General features: G+C 73.8%; 12 protein-coding genes and 1 pseudogene. 5 read left to right on the forward strand and 8 right to left on the reverse strand.

Annotated features, from left to right (window positions below; translation table 11 throughout):
- Nucleotides 1-272: 272 nt before the first annotated feature.
- Nucleotides 273-3,113 carry a glycoside hydrolase family 3 C-terminal domain-containing protein gene (locus BZZ08_RS13825; RefSeq protein WP_104632499.1) on the forward strand — a complete coding sequence of 947 codons (2,841 nt, stop codon included), beginning with the start codon at nucleotides 273-275 and terminating at the stop codon, nucleotides 3,111-3,113.
- A 41-nt stretch (nucleotides 3,114-3,154) separates the two neighbouring features.
- On the opposite strand, the pseudogene BZZ08_RS39525 reads toward BZZ08_RS13825, so the two are convergent.
- Nucleotides 3,155-3,277: pseudogene (locus tag BZZ08_RS39525) on the reverse strand (DNA-binding response regulator); the annotation flags it as partial.
- On the opposite strand from BZZ08_RS39525, the gene BZZ08_RS13835 reads away from it, so the two are divergent.
- Together BZZ08_RS13835 and BZZ08_RS13840 are read left to right on the forward strand one after the other, a co-directional pair.
- Nucleotides 3,270-4,262, forward strand: a complete 993-nt coding sequence (locus BZZ08_RS13835; RefSeq protein WP_446750256.1) for a glycosyltransferase family 4 protein — start codon at nucleotides 3,270-3,272, stop codon at nucleotides 4,260-4,262. The pseudogene BZZ08_RS39525 and the gene BZZ08_RS13835 sit on opposite strands and share 8 nt — an antisense overlap.
- Nucleotides 4,263-4,275: 13 nt before the next feature.
- Entirely contained in the window at nucleotides 4,276-4,689 is a 414-nt protein-coding gene (locus tag BZZ08_RS13840) for a cytidine deaminase (protein ID WP_104632500.1), read from the forward strand.
- Nucleotides 4,690-4,698: 9 nt separating this feature from the next.
- On the opposite strand, the gene BZZ08_RS13845 is transcribed toward BZZ08_RS13840, so the two are convergent.
- The 3 genes from BZZ08_RS13845 to BZZ08_RS13855 all read right to left on the reverse strand — a co-directional run bounded on the left by BZZ08_RS13845 (nucleotide 4,699) and on the right by BZZ08_RS13855 (nucleotide 10,211).
- Entirely contained in the window at nucleotides 4,699-6,144 is a 1,446-nt protein-coding gene (locus BZZ08_RS13845) for an aldehyde dehydrogenase family protein (RefSeq protein ID WP_104632501.1), read from the reverse strand.
- Nucleotides 6,145-6,284: 140 nt separating this feature from the next.
- Nucleotides 6,285-7,934, reverse strand: a complete 1,650-nt coding sequence (locus BZZ08_RS13850; protein WP_104632502.1) for a PucR family transcriptional regulator — start codon at nucleotides 7,932-7,934, stop codon at nucleotides 6,285-6,287.
- Between the two features lie 153 nt (nucleotides 7,935-8,087).
- Nucleotides 8,088-10,211, reverse strand: a complete 2,124-nt coding sequence (locus BZZ08_RS13855; RefSeq protein WP_104632503.1) for an ATP-binding protein — start codon at nucleotides 10,209-10,211, stop codon at nucleotides 8,088-8,090.
- Nucleotides 10,212-10,463: 252 nt separating this feature from the next.
- Here BZZ08_RS13855 and gabT point away from each other — a divergent pair, with 252 nt between their 5' ends.
- Nucleotides 10,464-11,798, forward strand: a complete 1,335-nt coding sequence (gabT, locus tag BZZ08_RS13860; RefSeq protein ID WP_104632504.1) for a 4-aminobutyrate--2-oxoglutarate transaminase — start codon at nucleotides 10,464-10,466, stop codon at nucleotides 11,796-11,798.
- A 398-nt stretch (nucleotides 11,799-12,196) separates the two neighbouring features.
- On the opposite strand, the gene BZZ08_RS13865 is transcribed toward gabT, so the two are convergent.
- Nucleotides 12,197-13,006 (reverse strand): tetratricopeptide repeat protein, encoded by an 810-nt coding sequence (locus tag BZZ08_RS13865; RefSeq protein ID WP_241965474.1) that lies wholly within the window; start codon nucleotides 13,004-13,006, stop codon nucleotides 12,197-12,199.
- 44 nt (nucleotides 13,007-13,050) lie between these two features.
- Here BZZ08_RS13865 and BZZ08_RS13870 point away from each other — a divergent pair, with 44 nt between their 5' ends.
- Nucleotides 13,051-13,740, forward strand: a complete 690-nt coding sequence (locus BZZ08_RS13870) for a phosphatase PAP2 family protein (protein WP_198601459.1) — start codon at nucleotides 13,051-13,053, stop codon at nucleotides 13,738-13,740.
- Here BZZ08_RS13870 and BZZ08_RS13875 read toward each other — a convergent pair.
- The 3 genes from BZZ08_RS13875 to BZZ08_RS13885 form a co-directional block, all read right to left on the reverse strand.
- On the reverse strand, nucleotides 13,679-15,496 hold the full coding sequence (locus tag BZZ08_RS13875) for a chitinase (RefSeq protein ID WP_241965475.1): 1,818 nt from the start codon (nucleotides 15,494-15,496) through the stop codon (nucleotides 13,679-13,681). The genes BZZ08_RS13870 and BZZ08_RS13875 overlap by 62 nt on opposite strands.
- Nucleotides 15,497-15,598: 102 nt before the next feature.
- Entirely contained in the window at nucleotides 15,599-16,066 is a 468-nt protein-coding gene (locus BZZ08_RS13880; protein ID WP_104632508.1) for a hypothetical protein, read from the reverse strand.
- A gap of 129 nt (nucleotides 16,067-16,195) precedes the next feature.
- Nucleotides 16,196-17,623, reverse strand: a complete 1,428-nt coding sequence (locus tag BZZ08_RS13885) for an NAD(P)/FAD-dependent oxidoreductase (protein WP_104632509.1) — start codon at nucleotides 17,621-17,623, stop codon at nucleotides 16,196-16,198.
- Between the last annotated feature and the right edge of the window lie 22 nt (nucleotides 17,624-17,645).

Genomic DNA, 17,645 nt, shown 5'->3' on the forward strand with positions numbered 1-17,645 from the left:
GCGGTGTGTTGAGGGAACTGAAACCAGCGCCTGTCGAAGCGCTTCGATGTTGCAGCGAGGTTAAGTTAACCCCTCGGGGGGCACAAGGGTCGTCCCCAAGATTCCTGTCCGGCGCCACCGGCACCGGCGTTGGCCGAACTGTTCCTTGCCACGTTGCAATGCGGCACGGGCGCAGCCGCGATCCGACGCAGTGTCTTGACACCCACCCGGGGCTGCACAGAGCATCGAAGCGCTTCGACGTCCTGCCCGCACCATCGCAAGGGGACCTCCACGTGACCGCACCCACGCCGCCGTTCCGTGATCCGCAGCTGCCGTTCGCGAAGCGCGTCGACGACCTGATGTCGCGGCTCACCCTCGATGAGAAGACCGCCTTCCTGCACCAGTTCGCGCCCGCGGTCGAACGGCTCGGCATCGCCGCCTTCCGCACCGGCCAGGAGGCACTGCACGGCGTGGCCTGGATGGGCCCGGCGACCGTGTTCCCACAGGCCGTGGGGCTCGGCGCCACCTGGAACGAGGAGTTGGTGCGGCGGGTCGGCGAGGCGGTCTCCAAGGAGGCCCGGGCGATGCGCGCCCGCGACGAACGCGTGGGCCTCAACGTCTGGTCTCCCACCGTGAATCTGCTGCGCCACCCGCTGTGGGGCCGCAACGAGGAGGGCTACTCCGAGGACCCGAGGCTCACCTCGGCCATCGCCACCGCCTACACCCGGGGGCTGCGCGGCGACCACCCGACGTACTGGCGCACCGCGCCCGTCCTCAAGCACTGGCTCGCCCACAACAACGAGACCGACCGAGACACCTCCTCGTCCTCCGTCCGCCCGCGCGTCCTCAACGAGTACGACCTGCGGGCCTTCCGCGAGACGGTCGAGGCGGGCGCGGTGGCCGGGGTGATGCCGGCCTACAACCTGGTCAACGGCCGCCCCAACCACCTCTCCCCCTACCTGGCCCGGCACCTGCGCACCTGGACGGAGGACGAGCTGCTGGTCTGCTCGGACGCGGGCGCGCCCTCCAACCTGGTCGACTCGGAGCACTACTTCGACACCCACGAGGAGGCGACCGCCGCCGCGCTGCGGGCCGGGGTGGACAGCTTCACCGACCACGGCACGGACTCCTCGCGGATCCTCGCGCGCCTCCGGGGCGCCCTGGAGCAGGGCCTGTTGACCGAGGCGGACGTGGACGCGGCCGTACGCCGTCAGCTGTCGGTCCGCTTCCGGCTCGGCGAGTTCGACCCGGAGCACGACCCGTACGCGGGTGTCGACGACTTCGACACCCCGGAGCACCGGGCGCTCGCGCGGGAGGCGGCCGAGCAGGCGGTGGTCCTGCTCAAGAACGACGGCGTCCTGCCGCTGGCCCCCGACACCCGCGTCGCCGTCGTCGGACTGCTCGCCGACGAGTGCAAGCTCGACTGGTACAGCGGCACGCTCATCCACCGCTCGACCCCGCTGGAGGGCCTGTACGAGCGGTTCGGCGCCGACCGCGTGAGCTTCGCGGAGGGCGTGGACCGCGTCCGGCTGCGCACCGCCGACGGCACCTTCCTGCACGTCCTCCCGTCGGACGACTCCCCCGCCGAGGCGCTCGGCACGGAGGGTGCCCTCGACCCGGCGCTGCTCGCCGGCCGCACCGACCTGCCGCCCCTGACCACCGACGCCGTCGGCACCGAACTGGCGGTCGTCGACTGGGGAGAGGACGTGCTCACCCTGCGCGCGCCCGACGGCCGGTACCTGTCCGTCGCCGGGGACGGCTTCGTGCGCGCCTCCGCCGACCAGCCCGGCGGCTGGGTCGTGCAGGAGACCTTCCGGCTGGAACCCCATGCGAGCGGTCACCTCCTGCGGCACACGGGAACGGGTCGTCCCGTCCAGGTCGCCGCCGACGGTGTGAAGGTTGCCGAGGACGACGCGGACGCCGGCGTCTTCGAACTGGTCGTCGCCGAGCGCGGCGAGGACGCGGTGACACGGGCGGCGGCGGGGGCGGACGTGGTCGTCGTGGTCGCGGGCAACGACCCGCACATCAACGGCCGCGAGACCGAGGACCGTACGACGCTGCGGCTGCCCGCCCACCAGGAGCGGCTGCTGCGCGCGGCCCGCGCCGCCAATCCGGCGACCGTGCTGGCGCTGGTGTCCGCCTACCCGTACGCGGTCGACGTGGCGGCGCTCCCGGCGGTGCTGTGGACCGCGCACGGCGGCCAGGCGGCCGGTACGGCGCTCGCCCGGGTCCTGGCCGGTGACGTGTCCCCGGCGGGCCGGCTCCCGCAGACCTGGTACGCCGACGACGCCGACCTGCCCGGCCTGCTCGACTACGACGTGATCGGCGGCCGCCAGACCTACCTGTACTTCGAGGGGACGCCGCTGTTCCCGTTCGGCCACGGCCTGTCCTACGCGTCCTTCGGGTACGGGGACCTGACGGCACGGGTGCGGGACGGGGCCGGGCCGGTGTCCGTGTCCTTCACGGTCACCAACACCGGGGAGACGACCGCCGACGAGGTGGCCCAGCTCTACGTCCGCGCCCAGGACCCCTCGGTCCCGCGTCCGCGCCGCGAACTGCTGGCCCACCGCCGGCTCACCCTCGCCCCGGGGGCGTCGGACCGGGTCTCCTTCGAGGTCCCGCTGTCCGCGTTCGCGTTCTGGGACGTCGCGCACGGCCGGTGGCGGCTGGAGCCGGGGCCGTACGCCCTGCTGGTGGGTGCCTCCAGCGAGGACGTGCGCCTGTCGACGACCGTCACCCTCGGCGGCGAGCCTGGCGCACCGCGTCCGGTCGGAGCACGCGGTCTGGACGCGGCCGACTTCGACGAGCAGAGCGGCACGGAGATCGTCGACCGTACGAAGACGGTGGGCGACGCGGTGACGGCGGTCACCGGACGGACGGGGCAACTGCTCTACCGCGCCTGCGACTTCGGCGCCGGCGTGACCGGGGTGACCGTGTCCGTGGCGGGCGCGGGCTCGGTCGAGGTCGCCCTGGACGGCGGCCCGGCGGTGGCGGTCCTGTCGCCGGACGCGCCGACCGCGGGGCCGTACGACTACGTGGACCTGGCGAGCGCCTTCACCGCGGAGGGCGTCCACGACCTCCGCGTCACGCTGCGCGGCGCACTGCGGCTCGCGCACGTCGGCTTCTCCGGCTGAGGGTCCGGAGGAGGCAGGAGGGCGGGGCCCGGCGCCGGTGCCTACCGGTGCCGGGCCTCCCCCGACTCGCCGGACGCGCGGACCAGGCCCAGTTCGTAGGCGACGATCACCGCCTGGGCCCGGTCGCGCAGCTCCAGCTTGGCGAACAGCCGGTTGATGTGGGTCTACACGGTGGCCGCGCCCACGGCCGCGACCAGGCCCGGCGAGTCCTTCCCGTACCCGGTGGTCCGCCACCCGGTCCGCACCCTCCTGCCGACTCTCCGGGCGACCGCGCACGCCGCGGCGGTGGATCGCCGGTACGGCTGCGACCGGGTGTGGTTCGGCGCGGCGGCGCCCCTCGCGCCCGGGGCCCGCGGCCTGTTGCGCCGCATCGGCTCCCAGGTGGACACGCTGACCTGGCTGGGCGAGCGCACCCGGGGCCCGATCGAGGCGGCCCTCGCCCCCGGCACCCGGACGGCCCGGCTGGTCCCCGGCGTGGACACCGGGGCCTTCCACCCCGCTGCCGACGGCACCCGGATCAGGACGAGGTACGGCCTGGGCCACCGCCCCGTGATCCTGTGCGCGGCCCGGCTGGTCCCGCGCAAGGGCCAGGACACCCTGATCAGGGCGCTGCCCTGGGTGCGCAGGGCGGTGCCGGACGCCGTGCTGCTCCTGGTCGGCGATGGCCCTCACGCGGCCGGGCTGCGGCAACTGGCCCTGCGCGAGGGCGTCATGGACTCGGTCCACTTCGCCGGCGGCCATCCCCACCACGCGCTCCCGGCCTTCTACGCCGCCGCCGACGTCTTCGCGATGCCCTGCCGTACCCGCAGGGGCGGTCTGGAGGTGGAGGGCCTCGGCGTCGTGTACCTGGAGGCCGCCGCGTCCGGACTGCCGGTCGTCGCGGGCGACTCGGGCGGCGCGCCGGACGCGGTGCGCGAGGGTGAGACGGGGCATGTCGTCGACGGCCGCTCGGTCGCGGCGACGGCGGACCGGCTGATCAGGCTCCTGCGCGATCCCCGGCTCGCCCGCGCCATGGGCGGCGCGGGCCGCGACTGGCTGCGTACGGCATGGTCCTGGGACCACGCGTACGCGACGCTGCGGGACCTGCTGTCGGGTCGGACGGCGGGCTGCCGCACAGTGAGACCGGCCGACACCCGGCACCACACCTGACAAGGCGGAGACGATGACCTCACAGACGAAGCCCGTGGACCACGAACTCGTCGAGGCCGCGGCGCACGTGGCCCGCACCCGTTGCCGGGGCGACAACCACACCATGGCCGCCGCGGCCCGCGCCCGGGACGGGCGGATCGTCACGGCGGTCAACGCCTACCACTTCACCGGCGGCCCCTGCGCCGAGCTGGTCGTCGTCGGCGCGGCGGCGGCCCAGGGCGTGTACGAGCTGGAGACGATCGTCGCCGTCGGCGACCGCGAGCGCGGGGTCGTCCCGCCGTGCGGCCGGTGCCGTCAGGTCCTGCTCGACTACTTCCCCGGGCTCAAGGTGATCGTCGGGGACGGGGACCGCGTCCGTGCGGTCCCCGTCACCGACCTGCTGCCCGAGACGTACGTCTGGGCGGACCACCAGCTCGACGCCGGGTGAGGCCGGGCGTCAGAGCGCGAGTCCGGTGAGGACCAGCACCCGCTCGTAGGTGTAGTCGTCCATCGCGAACTTCACGCCCTCGCGGCCGACGCCGGACTGCTTGGCGCCGCCGTACGGCATCTGGTCGGCGCGGTAGGAGGGGACGTCGCCGATGACCACGCCGCCGACCTCCAGGGCGCGGTGGGCGCGGAACGCGGCCTGCAGGTCGTGGGTGAACACGCCTGCCTGGAGGCCGTACTTGGAGTCGTTGACGGCGGCGAACGCCTCGGCCTCGCCGGTCACCTTCCGGACGCTGAGGACGGGGCCGAAGACCTCCTCGTGGGCGAGGGTGGTGTCGGCGGGGAGGTCGGCGAGGACGGTCGGGGCGTAGGAGGCGCCGTCGCGCTTGCCGCCGGTGAGGAGCTTCGCGCCGGCCGTGACGGCCTCCTCGACCCACGCCGCCACGCGCTCGGCGGCGGCCTCGCTGACCAGCGGGCCGACGTCCGTCGCCTCGTCGTTCGGGTCGCCGGTGACCTGGGCCTCGACGGCGGCGACGATGCGGGGCAGCAGGCGGTCGTAGACGGCCGCGTCGGCGATCACGCGCTGCACGGAGATGCAGGACTGGCCGCCCTGGTAGTTGGAGAAGGTGGCGATGCGCGCCGCCGCCCGGTCCAGGTCCTCGTCGCTCGCCCAGTCGGCGAGGACGACGGCCGCGCCGTTGCCGCCCAGCTCCAGCGTGCAGTGCTTGCGGGGCACCGAGTCCATGATCGCGTAACCGACGGTCTCGGAGCCGGTGAAGGAGATGACCGGGAGGCGCTCGTCCTGGACGAGGACGGGCATCTTGTCGTTCGGGACCGGGAGGATGCTCCAGGAGCCGGCGGGCAGCTCGGTCTCGGCGAGCAGCTCGCCGAGGATCAGGCCGGACAGGGGGGTGGCGGGGGCCGGCTTGAGGATGATGGGCGCGCCGGCGGCGATCGCGGGGGCGATCTTGTGGGCGCACAGGTTGAGGGGGAAGTTGAAGGGCGCGATGCCGAGGACGACGCCCTTGGGGAAGCGGCGGGTGAGGGCGAGGCGGCCCTGGCCGCCGGCGTCGGTGTCCAGGCGCTGGGCCTCGCCGCCGTTGAAGCGGCGGGCCTCCTCGGCGGCGAAGCGGAACACGGAGACGGCGCGGCCGACCTCGCCGCGGGCCCACTTGACCGGCTTGCCGTTCTCGGCGGAGATCAGGCGGGCGATCTCCTCGGTGCGCTCCGCCAGGCGGCGGCTGACGTGGTCGAGGGCGGCGGCGCGGAGGTGGGCGGGGGTGGCGGCGAACTCGTCCCGTACGGCGTACGCGGCGGCCACGGCCTCTTCGACCTGGGCGTCGGTGGGGAGGCTCACCGTGCCGACGGTGGTGCCGTCCCAGGGGGAGGTGACGTCGAAGCCGGACTCGCCGGTGGCCTGGCGGCCGGCGAGCCAGAAGGCGTGGGTGGAAGTCATTGTCGAGTCCCGGCCCTTCCGCGTTGGGGGTGGTGTGTACGGGTGCGGGGTCCACGGTAGGGCGGGGCGGGGTGGACGGTGTTTGTCCGGGGTGTAGTGGTGGGCGGCGGGTGTTCGACGTGGTGGCCAGGTGGGGGCCGTTACTCGGGTGCCGTCGCCTTCAGGGCCAGCCACAGCTCCATGCGGACGTCCGGGTCGTCCAGGGAGCGGCCGAGGATCTCCTCCACCCGGCGCATCCGGTAGCGCAGGGTGTGGCGGTGGACGCCGAGGTCGGCGGCGGCCGCGTCCCACTGGCCGTGGCGGGAGAGCCAGGCGCGCACGGAGGCGACGAGGTCGCCCCGGCCGGTGGCGTCGTGGTCGCGCAGCGCCCGCAGGAGGCCGTCGGCGAAGGCGCGCACCGCGTCGTCGGCGAGGAGCGGCAGGACCGAACCGGCCGCCACGTGCTCGTGCTCCACGCAGACGCGGCCACGCCGGCGGGCCACCGACAGGGCCTGCTCGGCCTGCTTGTAGGCGGCGGACGCGGCGATGGGTCCGGACGGGGCGGAGAGGCCGAGGACCAGGCTCTCCTCGTCGCCGCCCGCACGGGACTCGGACACCGGGCGGGCGGCCTCCAGCGCCGACGCGTGCTCGACGCAGGCGGCGACGGCCGCGCCGCCGTCGGTGGCCAGCACCACCAGGCGTTCGCCCTCGGGGACGACCAGCACCGCCTCGCCGGAGCGGGCCGCCGCGGATTCCGCTGCCTCGGCGAGCGCGCCGAGGGTGCCGGGCGGGTCGCCGCCGGTGTCACCGCCCGTGTCACTGGTGGCCGTGGAGGTCCTGGTCCTGGCCGCCGACGACTCGGCGACGATGATCCGGAACGGCGCGTCCAGCAGGCCGCCGTACAGGTCCCCGGCGACCGTGCGCGCGTGGTCGGGTTCGCCGGCCAGCAGCATGCGCAGCACGGCCGCGTCGATGCGGAGCACGGCCTCGTGCAGGGAGCGGGAGCGTTCCGTGGTGAGGGTCAGCAGGGCGATGGCGGAGTGGACGGCGTACCGCTCGGCGGTGCCCAGGGCGGCGGCCGTGCCGACGGCGAGCGCGGAGCGGGGCCTGCGGGAGGTGCCCAGGGAGTGCAGCTCGACCCGGTCGGCGTTCTCGGGGTGCTCGGTGTTCCCGGCTCCGCCGACCACCGACGAGGCCGGTGCGGGGCGCTCGCGCAGCCGTTGCACGTCCGCGGTGAGCCGCGCCGCCCTGCGGCCCGCCCACTCCGGCGCGGCGGCGACGACGGCGCCGGCGGCGTCGTACAGCGCCGCCCAGCCGTCGACCTGGGCGGCGAGCGCGGCCAGCAGGCCCTCCGGGCCGTCGGTCAGGGTCCGCCGGGTCAGCTCGCGCTGGGCGGCGAAGCCCGCGGTGACCGCGCGGTACTGGTCGGCGGCGATCGCGGCGGAGACGGCCTTGCTGATGGCGAGGAAGGGGGTGCGGCGCGGCACCTCCAGGAGCGGCAGCCCTTCCCGCCGGGCCGCGTGCACCAGGGCCTCGGGGACGTGGTCGTAGGTGACCCCGACGGCGAACCCGAGGCCCACCACTCCGGCGTCCGCCAGCCGTTTCACGTACCGGTGCATCGCCTCGGGGTCCTCGGCGTCCAGCTTGAGGGCGGTGATCAGCAGCAGTTCCCCGCCCTCCATGTAGGGCACGGGGTCGGCGAGTTCGCTGACGTGGGCCCAGCGCACCGGTACGTCGAGGCGGTCCTCACCGGCGCGCACGGTCAGCTTCAGCGCCGAGTGGTGGACGAGCGAGGCGAGCGTGGGGGGCATGGGGCCTGGGCCTTCGGGTCTGCGTCGGGGTGTGAGGCCGGCTGCGGGGCCGGTGTGGAGTCCGTGTGATCTTTTGGCCGCCGCGTATGAACGACCTGTGTCGATTCTGCCTCACTGTACGGTCCCCGGGTGCCCGCCCGGGGACCGTACGGCTCACCCGCGCAGATCCACCAGCAGAGGCGGCGCGTGCTCCCCCTTGACGCTGGTCAGCGACAGCACCGCGTGCCCGGCCGGCACGGCGTGCGCCAGCTCGGAGGCCGACCAGCGTTCCCGCTCGACCTGGCGGACGGTCACCGCGCGCGCGGTGGGCGCCTTGCCGGTGATCACCCGGCGGAGCATGTGCACGGCCTTGCCCGCCGGGGTCTCGGCGATGATCTGCCGGTCGGTGACGTCGCGGGCCTCGGTCCACTCCTTGCCCCACACCTCGGCGAAGTCCTGCCCGTCCCAGGGGGTGAGCCCGGACAGCGCCATCCGGCACCCGATGGCCCCGAGCAGCGGCCCGCGCAGCGGGCGCGGCACGTCGTCCAGGGTGCGCAGGGTCAGGACCACTCCGGCACCGGCCGAGCGCAGCCGCTGCACGCCCCGTACCGCCTCCGGCGTCACCACTCCGCTCGCGTCGTCCAGCACCAGGCAGGCGAACAGCGACCGGTCCTCCCGCGTCGAGACGCTCGCCGTGAACTGGGCGAGCACCAGCCGGGCCAGCATCCGGGAGGCGTCGGCGTGACCGCGCTGCGGCAGGTCGATGCGGACCCGCACCGGGTGGTCGAGGGCCTTGAGGGAGAAGGGCCGGGACTGTCCCGAGGTGTCGAAGAAGGGGGCGAAGGCGGGCCGGTCGAGCAGCGCCACCCGGTCGGCCAGGACGCCGCCCAGGTCGCCGGGCCGCTCCAGCTGGCGTTCGCGCGCGTCCAGCTCGCGCAGCAGGGAGTCCTGCCCGGCCACGCGCAGCCCCTCGCGCAGTTCGGCCAGCGGTCCGGGCGCGCCCTCCAGCAGCTGCCGCAGTTCCGGCACGCCGGGGAAGCGGCCGTGGACCGCGCGGAAGGGGCCGAGCAACTGGGCGAGGACGGTGGTGGAGCGCCGGGTGTCGCCGCCCTGGTGCTGCTCGGTGAGGTCGCCGGCCAGGGCCTCCGCGAGGACGACGGCGGCCTCGTCGGGGTCGGTGGTGCCGCCGTACAGGTCCAGGTCGTACACGGAGTCCGGGTCGCCGATCCGGACGACGACGTCGTAGGCGTCGGCCGGGCCGAGGTCCGCGCCCGCCGCGCCGACCACGACGACCGCGGCGCGCCCGGCGAGCGCGTGCAGGCACAGCGACTCGGTGAGCGGACGCACCAGGCTGCCGGTCTTGCCGGAGCCCGCGGGTCCGACGGCGAGCAGGGAGGTGCCGAGCAGGTCGGGCCCGAGGGCGAGACCGGCGCCGCGGTAGGCGTAGGGGTTGCGGGCGTCGTCGGCGGCCGTGCCGATGCGCACCTGGCCGGTGACGAGGTCGTGCCGGGCCTGCCGGGCGGGCAGGTCGCGGGCGCCGGAGGGGTGGGGGCAGGCGGCGGAGCCGTGGCTGAGCACCGCGCCGGTGAAGGTGGCGAGGCTGTGCCGCCCGCGCTGCACGCCCTGCCAGGCGCGGGTGATGCGGGCGTGGTCGACGTCCCGCATGAGTCCGGAGCGGGCGTCGGCGGCGAGCCGTTCGGCGGCGTCGTGAGCACCGGCGGCGCGGAGCGCGGGCCAGGCGGCGGGGTCCTCCTCGGGGGCGGGCGCGGGGCCCGCGCCGGGGGCGGCGCGGCGCCAGGCGGGCGGGCCGTAGCGCCGCCAGATCTCACCCCAGCGGCCGAGCCGGCCGACGGCGACCATGATGATGCCGGCGATCAGGACGTAGTAGGCGTAGACGACCACGACCGAGGCGAAGCTGTGGGGCTCGGCCCAGGAGTCCGGGATCATCGCGTAGAGGGGCAGCAGCCACCAGCCGCCCAGGTAGCCGTTCCAGAGCAGCGACCAGATCAGCCAGCCGACCAGGAAGGCGATCACCGCGCCGCTCAGCAGCTGGCGGCCCGGCACCCGCTCGGGCTCCTCCTCGGGCCGCGGCCGGTGCCCGAACCGCCACACGCCGGGCAGTGCCTCGGGGCGCGGGGTGCGCAGCCAGGTCAGGAAGGCCGAACCGTCCGAGCCCCCCGGTGCCCGCGTCGGCCGTGGCGGCACCGCGGGCGCCGCGGGCACCTCGGGAGGACCCGCCGGACGCGGCACCGGATTCGCATGCGTGCCCCGCGCGTCCCGGGTCCCGTCGCCGTCCATCGCCCTTGCCCCCTGACCAGCCGCTCCGTCCACCATCAGCGAGCCAATCTAACGCCCTCCCAAGGGGAGTTCACCGCTTACGCGGCCGGGCTCGCGTCGACGTGTCCATATGTCGCCGTTCCCGACACCTGTCCATGCCGGACAACCGGCCGCGCGGACAACGCCCACATGGAGCATGCCCACCCCACCGTGCCGGTCCTAGCCTGCGAGAAAAGAAGGCAAGCGTTCGTCCGCAAGACCCCAGGAGCCCCCATGACCGCCCTTCCGCAGGAGCGCCGCGTCGTCACCGCCATCCCCGGCCCGAAGTCGCGGGAGCTGCAGGCCCGCCGTACGGCCGTGGTCGCGCAGGGGGTGGGCTCCACGCTGCCCGTGTTCGTCGCGCGCGCCGGCGGCGGTGTGATCGAGGACGTCGACGGCAACCGTCTGATCGACTTCGGCTCCGGCATCGCGGTGACCTCCGTCGGCGCCTCCGCCGAGGCCGTCGTACGCAAGGCGTCCGCGCAGCTCGCCGACTTCACCCACACCTGTTTCATGGTCACGCCGTACGAGGGCTACGTCGCCGTCGCCGAGGCGCTGGCCGAGCTGACGCCGGGCGACCACGCCAAGAAGTCGGCCCTGTTCAACAGCGGCGCCGAGGCCGTGGAGAACGCCGTCAAGATCGCGCGTGCGTACACCAAGCGGCAGGCCGTGGTGGTCTTCGACCACGGGTACCACGGCCGGACCAACCTGACCATGGCGCTGACCGCGAAGAACATGCCGTACAAGCACGGCTTCGGTCCGTTCGCGCCCGAGGTGTACCGCGTGCCGGTCGCCTACGGCTACCGCTGGCCGACCGGTGCTCAGAACGCCGGTCCGGAGGCCGCCGCCCAGGCGATCGACCAGATCACCAAGCAGGTCGGCGCCGAGAACGTGGCCGCGATCATCATCGAGCCGGTGCTCGGCGAGGGCGGCTTCATCGAGCCGGCCAAGGGCTTCCTGCCCGCGATCAGCCGGTTCGCCGAGGACAACGGCATCGTCTTCGTCGCGGACGAGATCCAGTCCGGCTTCTGCCGCACCGGTCAGTGGTTCGCCTGCGAGGACGAGGGCATCGTCCCGGACCTCATCACCACGGCCAAGGGCATCGCGGGCGGTCTGCCGCTTTCCGCCGTCACCGGTCGCGCCGAGATCATGGACGCCGCGCACTCCGGCGGCCTCGGCGGCACCTACGGCGGCAACCCGGTGGCGTGCGCGGGCGCGCTCGGCGCCATCGAGACGATGAAGGAGCTGGACCTCAACGCCCGGGCGAAGGAGATCGAGGCGGTCATGAAGTCCCGCCTGTCCGCCATGGCCGAGAAGTTCGACGTCATCGGCGACGTCCGGGGCCGCGGCGCGATGATCGCGATCGAGCTGGTCAAGGACCGCGCCACCAAGGAGCCGGCCCCGGAGGCGACCGCCGCGCTCGCCAAGGCCTGCCACCAGGAGGGCCTGCTGGTCCTGACCTGTGGCACCTACGGCAACGTGCTGCGCTTCCTGCCCCCGCTGGTCATCGGGGAGGACCTGCTGAACGAGGGCCTCGACATCATCGAGCAGGCCTTCACCCGCATCTGAGCACGAGCGTCGAACGCGCATCTGAGCCGCCTTTCGCACGCCTGGCGGGACGACCGGCAGAGCGTGTGAAGAACGTGTGCGAGGTGGATGTCAGGACGCCGATGACCCTGTCCTGAGCGCACCCCCTGCCGTAGGTTCTACGCAGATGAGAGATACACCCGCCCACAGGGGACTGTGGGCGGATCATCAGGACGAGGCCTCCCCAGCTTCGACCTGGTCGTGCCTCGCGCACACAACCGGAGCCCACGGGTTCCGGCTTCCTCACCGATCGGACGGTCGCCCGCCCCAAACCCCCCGGGGCGCGCGGCGTTCCGGTCAGGACGGCCGCCTCAGCACTCGGGGCGGTGGTTCACCGAAGGGCCGGCACACTCCCCCCCTTGTGCCGGCCCTTCGGTGTTTCACTCCCCCGCTTCCTCCCCGGTGATCCGGGCCAGCAGGGCGCGGGCCTCGCCGGTACGCGGATGGGCCGGGTGCAGCCGCCGCTCGCAGTCGGCCAGCGCCCGTCGTACGGCGTCCTCCGCCTCGGTGCGGCGTCCCAGTCCGTACAGGGCCTCGGCGGTGACCAGGTCCGGGTACCCGGCGGCGTAACGGGGCGGCGGCGGCAGGCTCCGGCGTACCTCCGTCAGCGCCTCCTCGTGGCGGCGCTGCCCGTTCAGGCTGCGCGCCAGCGTGGCGTGCAGGACACCTGCGGCGGGTCCGTCCGCCCGGGGCAGGTTGCCGCGGGCCACGGCCTCCGCCTCCTCGTGGCGGGCCAGCCCGCACAGCACGACGGCCAGGTGTCCGAGGATGTTGATCTCCAGCGCCGCCACCGGAGCGCGGTGGGCGATCTGGTTCAGTTCCCTCAGGACGCCGTTCGCCTCGGTCTCCGCCTCCGCGTAGCGCCGCAGGCCCGACAGGGCCACCACCCGGTTGCCGCGGGCGATCAGTCGCAGCATCTGCGCGTTGAGGCCGACCGGCTCCAGTTCCGCGATCAGCGTGTCCAGTTCGTCCAGCGCCTCGGCCGTCCGGCCGTGCATGACGGCCGTTCCGGTGGCCAGTATCCACGCCTCCCAGTGCGGCGGACGCCTGCGCCAGGGTCGCCGCGGGAGCGCGGCCAGGGCCCGCGCCTCGGCCTCGACCTCCTCGTACCGGCCCTCCCTGGCCATGGTCCGCAGCCGGGCGAAGGTCTTCCCCCACTGGCTGTCCCGTGCCGTTCGTATGCTCGTCACGGGCGGTGAGACTACGCGACGGCGGGCCTGCGAAGCTGGGCGTCATGCCGGTCTCCGCCCCGCCACGCGCCCTGTCCGCCCTCGTCGGGCTTCCCGTGCTCCTGTTCGCGCTGATCACCTGGCAGGTGGTCGCCGACGGCCCGCTGGTCGGGGTGGACGAGCGGCTGAGCGGGGCGCTCGTCCACCCCGACCGGTTCTCCGAGCTGCTGGCCGACCTCGGCAATGTGCAGGTGGCGGTGCCGGTCCTGGTCGTTGCGCTGGCGTACGTGGCGTGGCACGGGCGGGTCAGAGGTGTGGACCTCTGGTGGCTGCCGCCCCTGGCCGGGGCTCTGGCGATGGTCCTGGTGCCGGCGCTGGTCGCCCCGTTGAAGGAGTGGACCGACCGCCCCGGCACCCCGGCGGTGCCCCCGGCGGTCGGCTACTACCCCTCGGGCCACACCGCCACGGCGGTCGTCGCGTACGGCACGGCGACGCTGCTGCTGGTCCCGCTCCTGCGCTCACCCGTGGTACGCCGGGCGCTGGTCGTGCTGTGTGCCGTACTGGTGCTGGGCACCTCCTACGGGCTGGTGCGGCGGGGCTACCACTGGCCGCTGGACGTGGTGGCCAGTTGGTGCCTGGGGGTGGTGCTGCTGGCCGGGGTCCGGCTGGCGGTCCGCCGGACCCCGCCGGGCGTCAGCCGAAGTACGCGTCGAAGTTCTTCTGGAACTCCCAGTTCGAGTAACGGTCCCAGTTGATCGACCAGGTCATCAGGCCGCGCAGGGCGGGCCAGGTGCCGTGGGTGGCGTACGAGCCGCAGTCGGTCTTCCTGGTCAGGCAGTTCAGGGTCTTGGTGACCTCGGCCGGGGAGACGTGGCCGTTGCCCGCGTTGGTGGAGGCGGGCATGCCGATCGCCACCTGGTCCGGGCGCAGCGGCGGGAAGACGTTGTTCGCGTCGCCCGCGACCGGGAAGCCGGTGAGCAGCATGTCGGTCATGGCGATGTGGAAGTCGGCGCCGCCCATGGAGTGGTACTGGTTGTCGAGGCCCATGATCGGGCCGGAGTTGTAGTCCTGGACGTGCAGCAGGGTGAGGTCGTCGCGCAGGGCGTGGATGACGGGCAGGTAGGCCCCGGCCCGCGGGTCCTGGCCGCCCCACTTGCCGGTGCCGTAGTACTGGTAGCCGAGCTGCACGAAGAAGGTCTCCGGGGCCATGGTCAGCACGAAGCCGTCGCCGTACTTGGCCTTCAGGGTCTTCACGGCCGAGATGAGGTTGACGACGACGGGGGTCTTCGGGTTCTTGAAGTCCGTGTCGTCGGCGTTCAGGGAGAGGGAGTGGCCCTCGAAGTCGATGTCGAGGCCGTCCAGGCCGTACTCGTCGATGATCGCGGAGACGGAGGAGACGAACCTGTCGCGGGCGGCGGCGGTGGTGAGCTGCACCTGGCCGTTCTGGCCGCCGATGGAGATCAGCACCTTCTTGCCGGCCGCCTGCTTGGCCTTGATCGCGGCCTTGAACTCGGCGTCGCTCTCCACGTTCGGGCACTCGGTGACCGGGCAGCGCTCGAAGCGGATGTCCCCCGACGTGACCGAGGTGGGCTCACCGAAGGCCAGGTCGATGACGTCCCAGCTGTCGGGCACGTCGGCCATGCGCGTGTAGCCGGAGCCGTTGGCGAAGCTGGCGTGGAGGTAGCCGACCAGGGCGTGGGCCGGGAGGTCGGAGGAGCCGCCGCCGTCGTCCGGGCGCTGGGCGGTGGTCGCCGTGACCGTGGCGGAGCGTGCCGACTCGCCCGCGTCGTTGAGCGCGGTCACCTGGAAGGAGTACGCGGTCGAGGGGGTCAGTCCGGTCACGGTGGTGGAGGCGCCGGTGACGGTGGCGGCCTTGGCGCCGTCGCGGTAGACGGCGTATCCCGTCGCCCCCGGCACCGGTGACCAGGACAGGGCGACGCTGGAGGAGGTCACCGAGCCGGCCTTCAGGCCGCCGGGAGCCGCCGGGGGCTGGCCCGTATCCCCGCCCGGGCCGGTGAGGGAGATGTCGTCGGCGTGGTAGGCGCCGGTGCCGTACCAGCCGTGGGTGTAGAGGGTGACCTTCGTGGTCGACGGGCCGGTGCGGAACGTGGTGGTGAGCTGCTTCCAGTCGAGGGCGGACTGGGCCCACGTGGAGACGTCGGTGGTGCCGGTGCCGCTCGCGCCGAGGTATACGTAGCTGCCCTGGACGTATCCGGAGAGAGTGTACGGGGAGTCCGGTCTGACGGACACCGTCTGCGCGCAGCGGGCGTTGTCGGCGCCCGCCGGGGTGGCCTTCAGGGCCGCCGTGCCGCCGTGCACGGGCGAGGTCACGGTCGTGCCCGCCGTACAGGTCCAGCCGTCGAGCGCGGACTCGAAGCCGCCGTTGCGGGCGAGGTCCGCGTCGGCCGCACGGGCGGCCGACGTGAGCGCGGTCAGGCCGGACACAGCGAGGGCCGCGGCCGTGAGCAGGGTGACGAGGGGGCGACGGGCGAGCGGTCTGGCGTGTTCCACACGTGCGCGTTCCACAAGTGCCTCCGGACATGGGGGAGATGGGGAGGGCGGAGCGCGCCCAATTTGGTCCAGACCAATTCTGTTGTCAACCCCTTGCGCACGTCACTCCCGCCGCGCCTCGCCCTCCTCCCCCGCCAGGGCCGCCGCCGCCTCGTGCATCGCCAGCTCCAGGAGCGAGGGGTCGGTGAGGGTGCCGGTCCCGTCCGGCGGGATCAGCCAGCGGGTGCCTCCGGACGACAGTCCGCCGGGGTACGGCACCACGATCCAGGTGCCGAGCCCGGCGGTCCGGATGCCGGTGCCGACCCAGCGGGCCGCCGTGCCGGCCGGCACGAAGAAGCCCGTGCGCGCGTCGCCGAAGTCGGCGAGCACCGGCCCTGGCTGGTCCAGGACGCGGGAGAGCACGTCCAGGGTCGGATAGCCGAGCCTGCTCGGCAGGATGAGCACGTCCCAGGCCTTGCCGGCGGGCAGCAGCGCGACGCCCGAAGGATCGCGCTCCCAGTCCCGGCGGCAGGACTCGGGATCCGGTGCGACGGATGCCAGCCACGCGACCGCCGTCTTGGCACCAGGCATGTGAAACCTCCCTTTCACTCGTCGACGCGGGGTGCGTCACGAGGGAGAGGGAGGTCTCCCGGCTCCATTACGCGGGTTGTCGTGCCTCGTTGGGGTGAACCGGGTCACACGCCCGCCCACCGGCACTGCTCAGCTGTCGAAGCCGAGGCCCAGGCGGTCCATCGTCCGCAGCCACAGGTTGCGCCGGCCGCCCTGAGCGTCCGCGCGGGCCAGCGACCACTTGGTGAGCGCGATGCCGGTCCAGGCGAAGGGCTCGGGCGGGAACGGCAGCGGCTTCCTGCGCACCATCTCCAGCTCGGTGCGCTCGGTGCGCTCCCCCGCCAGCAGGTCGAGCATCACCTCGGCGCCGAACCGGGTGGCGCCCACACCGAGGCCGGTGTACCCGGCCGCGTACGCCACCTTGCCCTGGTGCGCGGTGCCGAAGAACGCCGAGAAGCGCGAGCAGGTGTCGATGGCGCCGCCCCAGGCATGGGTGAAGCGGACGCCCTCCAGCTGCGGGAAGCAGGTGAAGAAGTGCCCGGCGAGCTTGGCGTAGGTCTCGGGGCGGTCGTCGTACTCGGCGCGCACCCGGCCGCCGTACGGGTAGACGGCGTCGTAGCCGCCCCACAGGATCCGGTGGTCGGCGGAGAGGCGGAAGTAGTGGAACTGGTTGGCGCTGTCCCCGAGGCCCTGCCGGTTCTTCCAGCCGACGGAGGCGAGCTGCGCGTCGGTGAGCGGCTCGGTCATCAGGGCGTAGTCGTAGACCGGGACGGTGTACGGGCGGACCCTGCGGACGAGGTTCGGGAAGATGTTGGTGCCGAGCGCCACCGTGCGGGCGCGGACCCCGCCGTACGGGGTGCGTACGGCCATGCCGGCGCCGTACGGCTTGAGGGTGAGCGCCGGGGTGTGCTCGTACACGCGCACCCCGAGGGCGAGGCAGGCGCGCTTGAGGCCCCAGGCCAGCTTGGCGGGGTTGACCATCGCCACGCCCCGCCGGTCCCACAGGCCGGCCAGGAAGGTCGGGGAGTCGACCTGTTCCCGCACGGCCTCGGCGTCCAGGTACTCGATGCCCTCGGCGAGGCCCTTGGCGCGCAGCTCCTCGTGCCACTCCTCGAGTTCGCGGGCCTGGTAGGGCTCGGTGGCGACGTCGATCTCGCCGGTGCGTTCGAAGTCGCAGTCGAGGCCGTGGCGGGCGACCGCCTCCTCGATGGCGTCGAGGTTGCGGGCGCCCAGCCGCTCCAGCCGGTGGATCTCGTCCGGCCAGCGGGTGAGGCCGTTGGACAGCCCGTGGGTGAGGGAGGCGGCGCAGAAGCCGCCGTTGCGGCCGGAGGCGGCCCAGCCCACCTCGCGGCCCTCCAGCAGCACCACGTCCCGCCCCGGGTCGCGCTCCTTGGCGATCAGCGCGGTCCACAGTCCGCTGTAGCCGCCGCCGACGACCAGCAGGTCGCAGGTCTCGGCGCCGGTGAGGGCGGCCGCGGGGCGGGGGCGGCCGGGGTCGTCCAGCCAGTACGGGACCGGCTGGGCGTCGGACAGGGATTTCGTCCAGTCGTTGCTGCGGCTCATGGCGCTAGGGGCCATGATTTCAACTCCCTACGAATAC

Source organism: Streptomyces sp. MH60, from assembly GCF_002939385.1.
Lineage (GTDB): Bacteria > Actinomycetota > Actinomycetes > Streptomycetales > Streptomycetaceae > Streptomyces.

Coding starts and splice junctions, on each gene's coding strand:
- BZZ08_RS13845 (WP_104632501.1), bottom strand. CDS start 6,144: ATGACTTCCACCCACGCCTTCTGGCTCGCCGGCCGCCAGGCCACCGGC.
- gabT (WP_104632504.1), top strand. CDS start 10,464: ATGACCGCCCTTCCGCAGGAGCGCCGCGTCGTCACCGCCATCCCCGGC.
- BZZ08_RS13885 (WP_104632509.1), bottom strand. CDS start 17,623: ATGGCCCCTAGCGCCATGAGCCGCAGCAACGACTGGACGAAATCCCTG.
- BZZ08_RS13850 (WP_104632502.1), bottom strand. CDS start 7,934: ATGCCCCCCACGCTCGCCTCGCTCGTCCACCACTCGGCGCTGAAGCTG.
- BZZ08_RS13855 (WP_104632503.1), bottom strand. CDS start 10,211: ATGGACGGCGACGGGACCCGGGACGCGCGGGGCACGCATGCGAATCCG.
- BZZ08_RS13840 (WP_104632500.1), top strand. CDS start 4,276: ATGACCTCACAGACGAAGCCCGTGGACCACGAACTCGTCGAGGCCGCG.
- BZZ08_RS13835 (WP_446750256.1), top strand. CDS start 3,270: ATGTGGGTCTACACGGTGGCCGCGCCCACGGCCGCGACCAGGCCCGGC.
- BZZ08_RS13880 (WP_104632508.1), bottom strand. CDS start 16,066: ATGCCTGGTGCCAAGACGGCGGTCGCGTGGCTGGCATCCGTCGCACCG.
- BZZ08_RS13870 (WP_198601459.1), top strand. CDS start 13,051: ATGCCGGTCTCCGCCCCGCCACGCGCCCTGTCCGCCCTCGTCGGGCTT.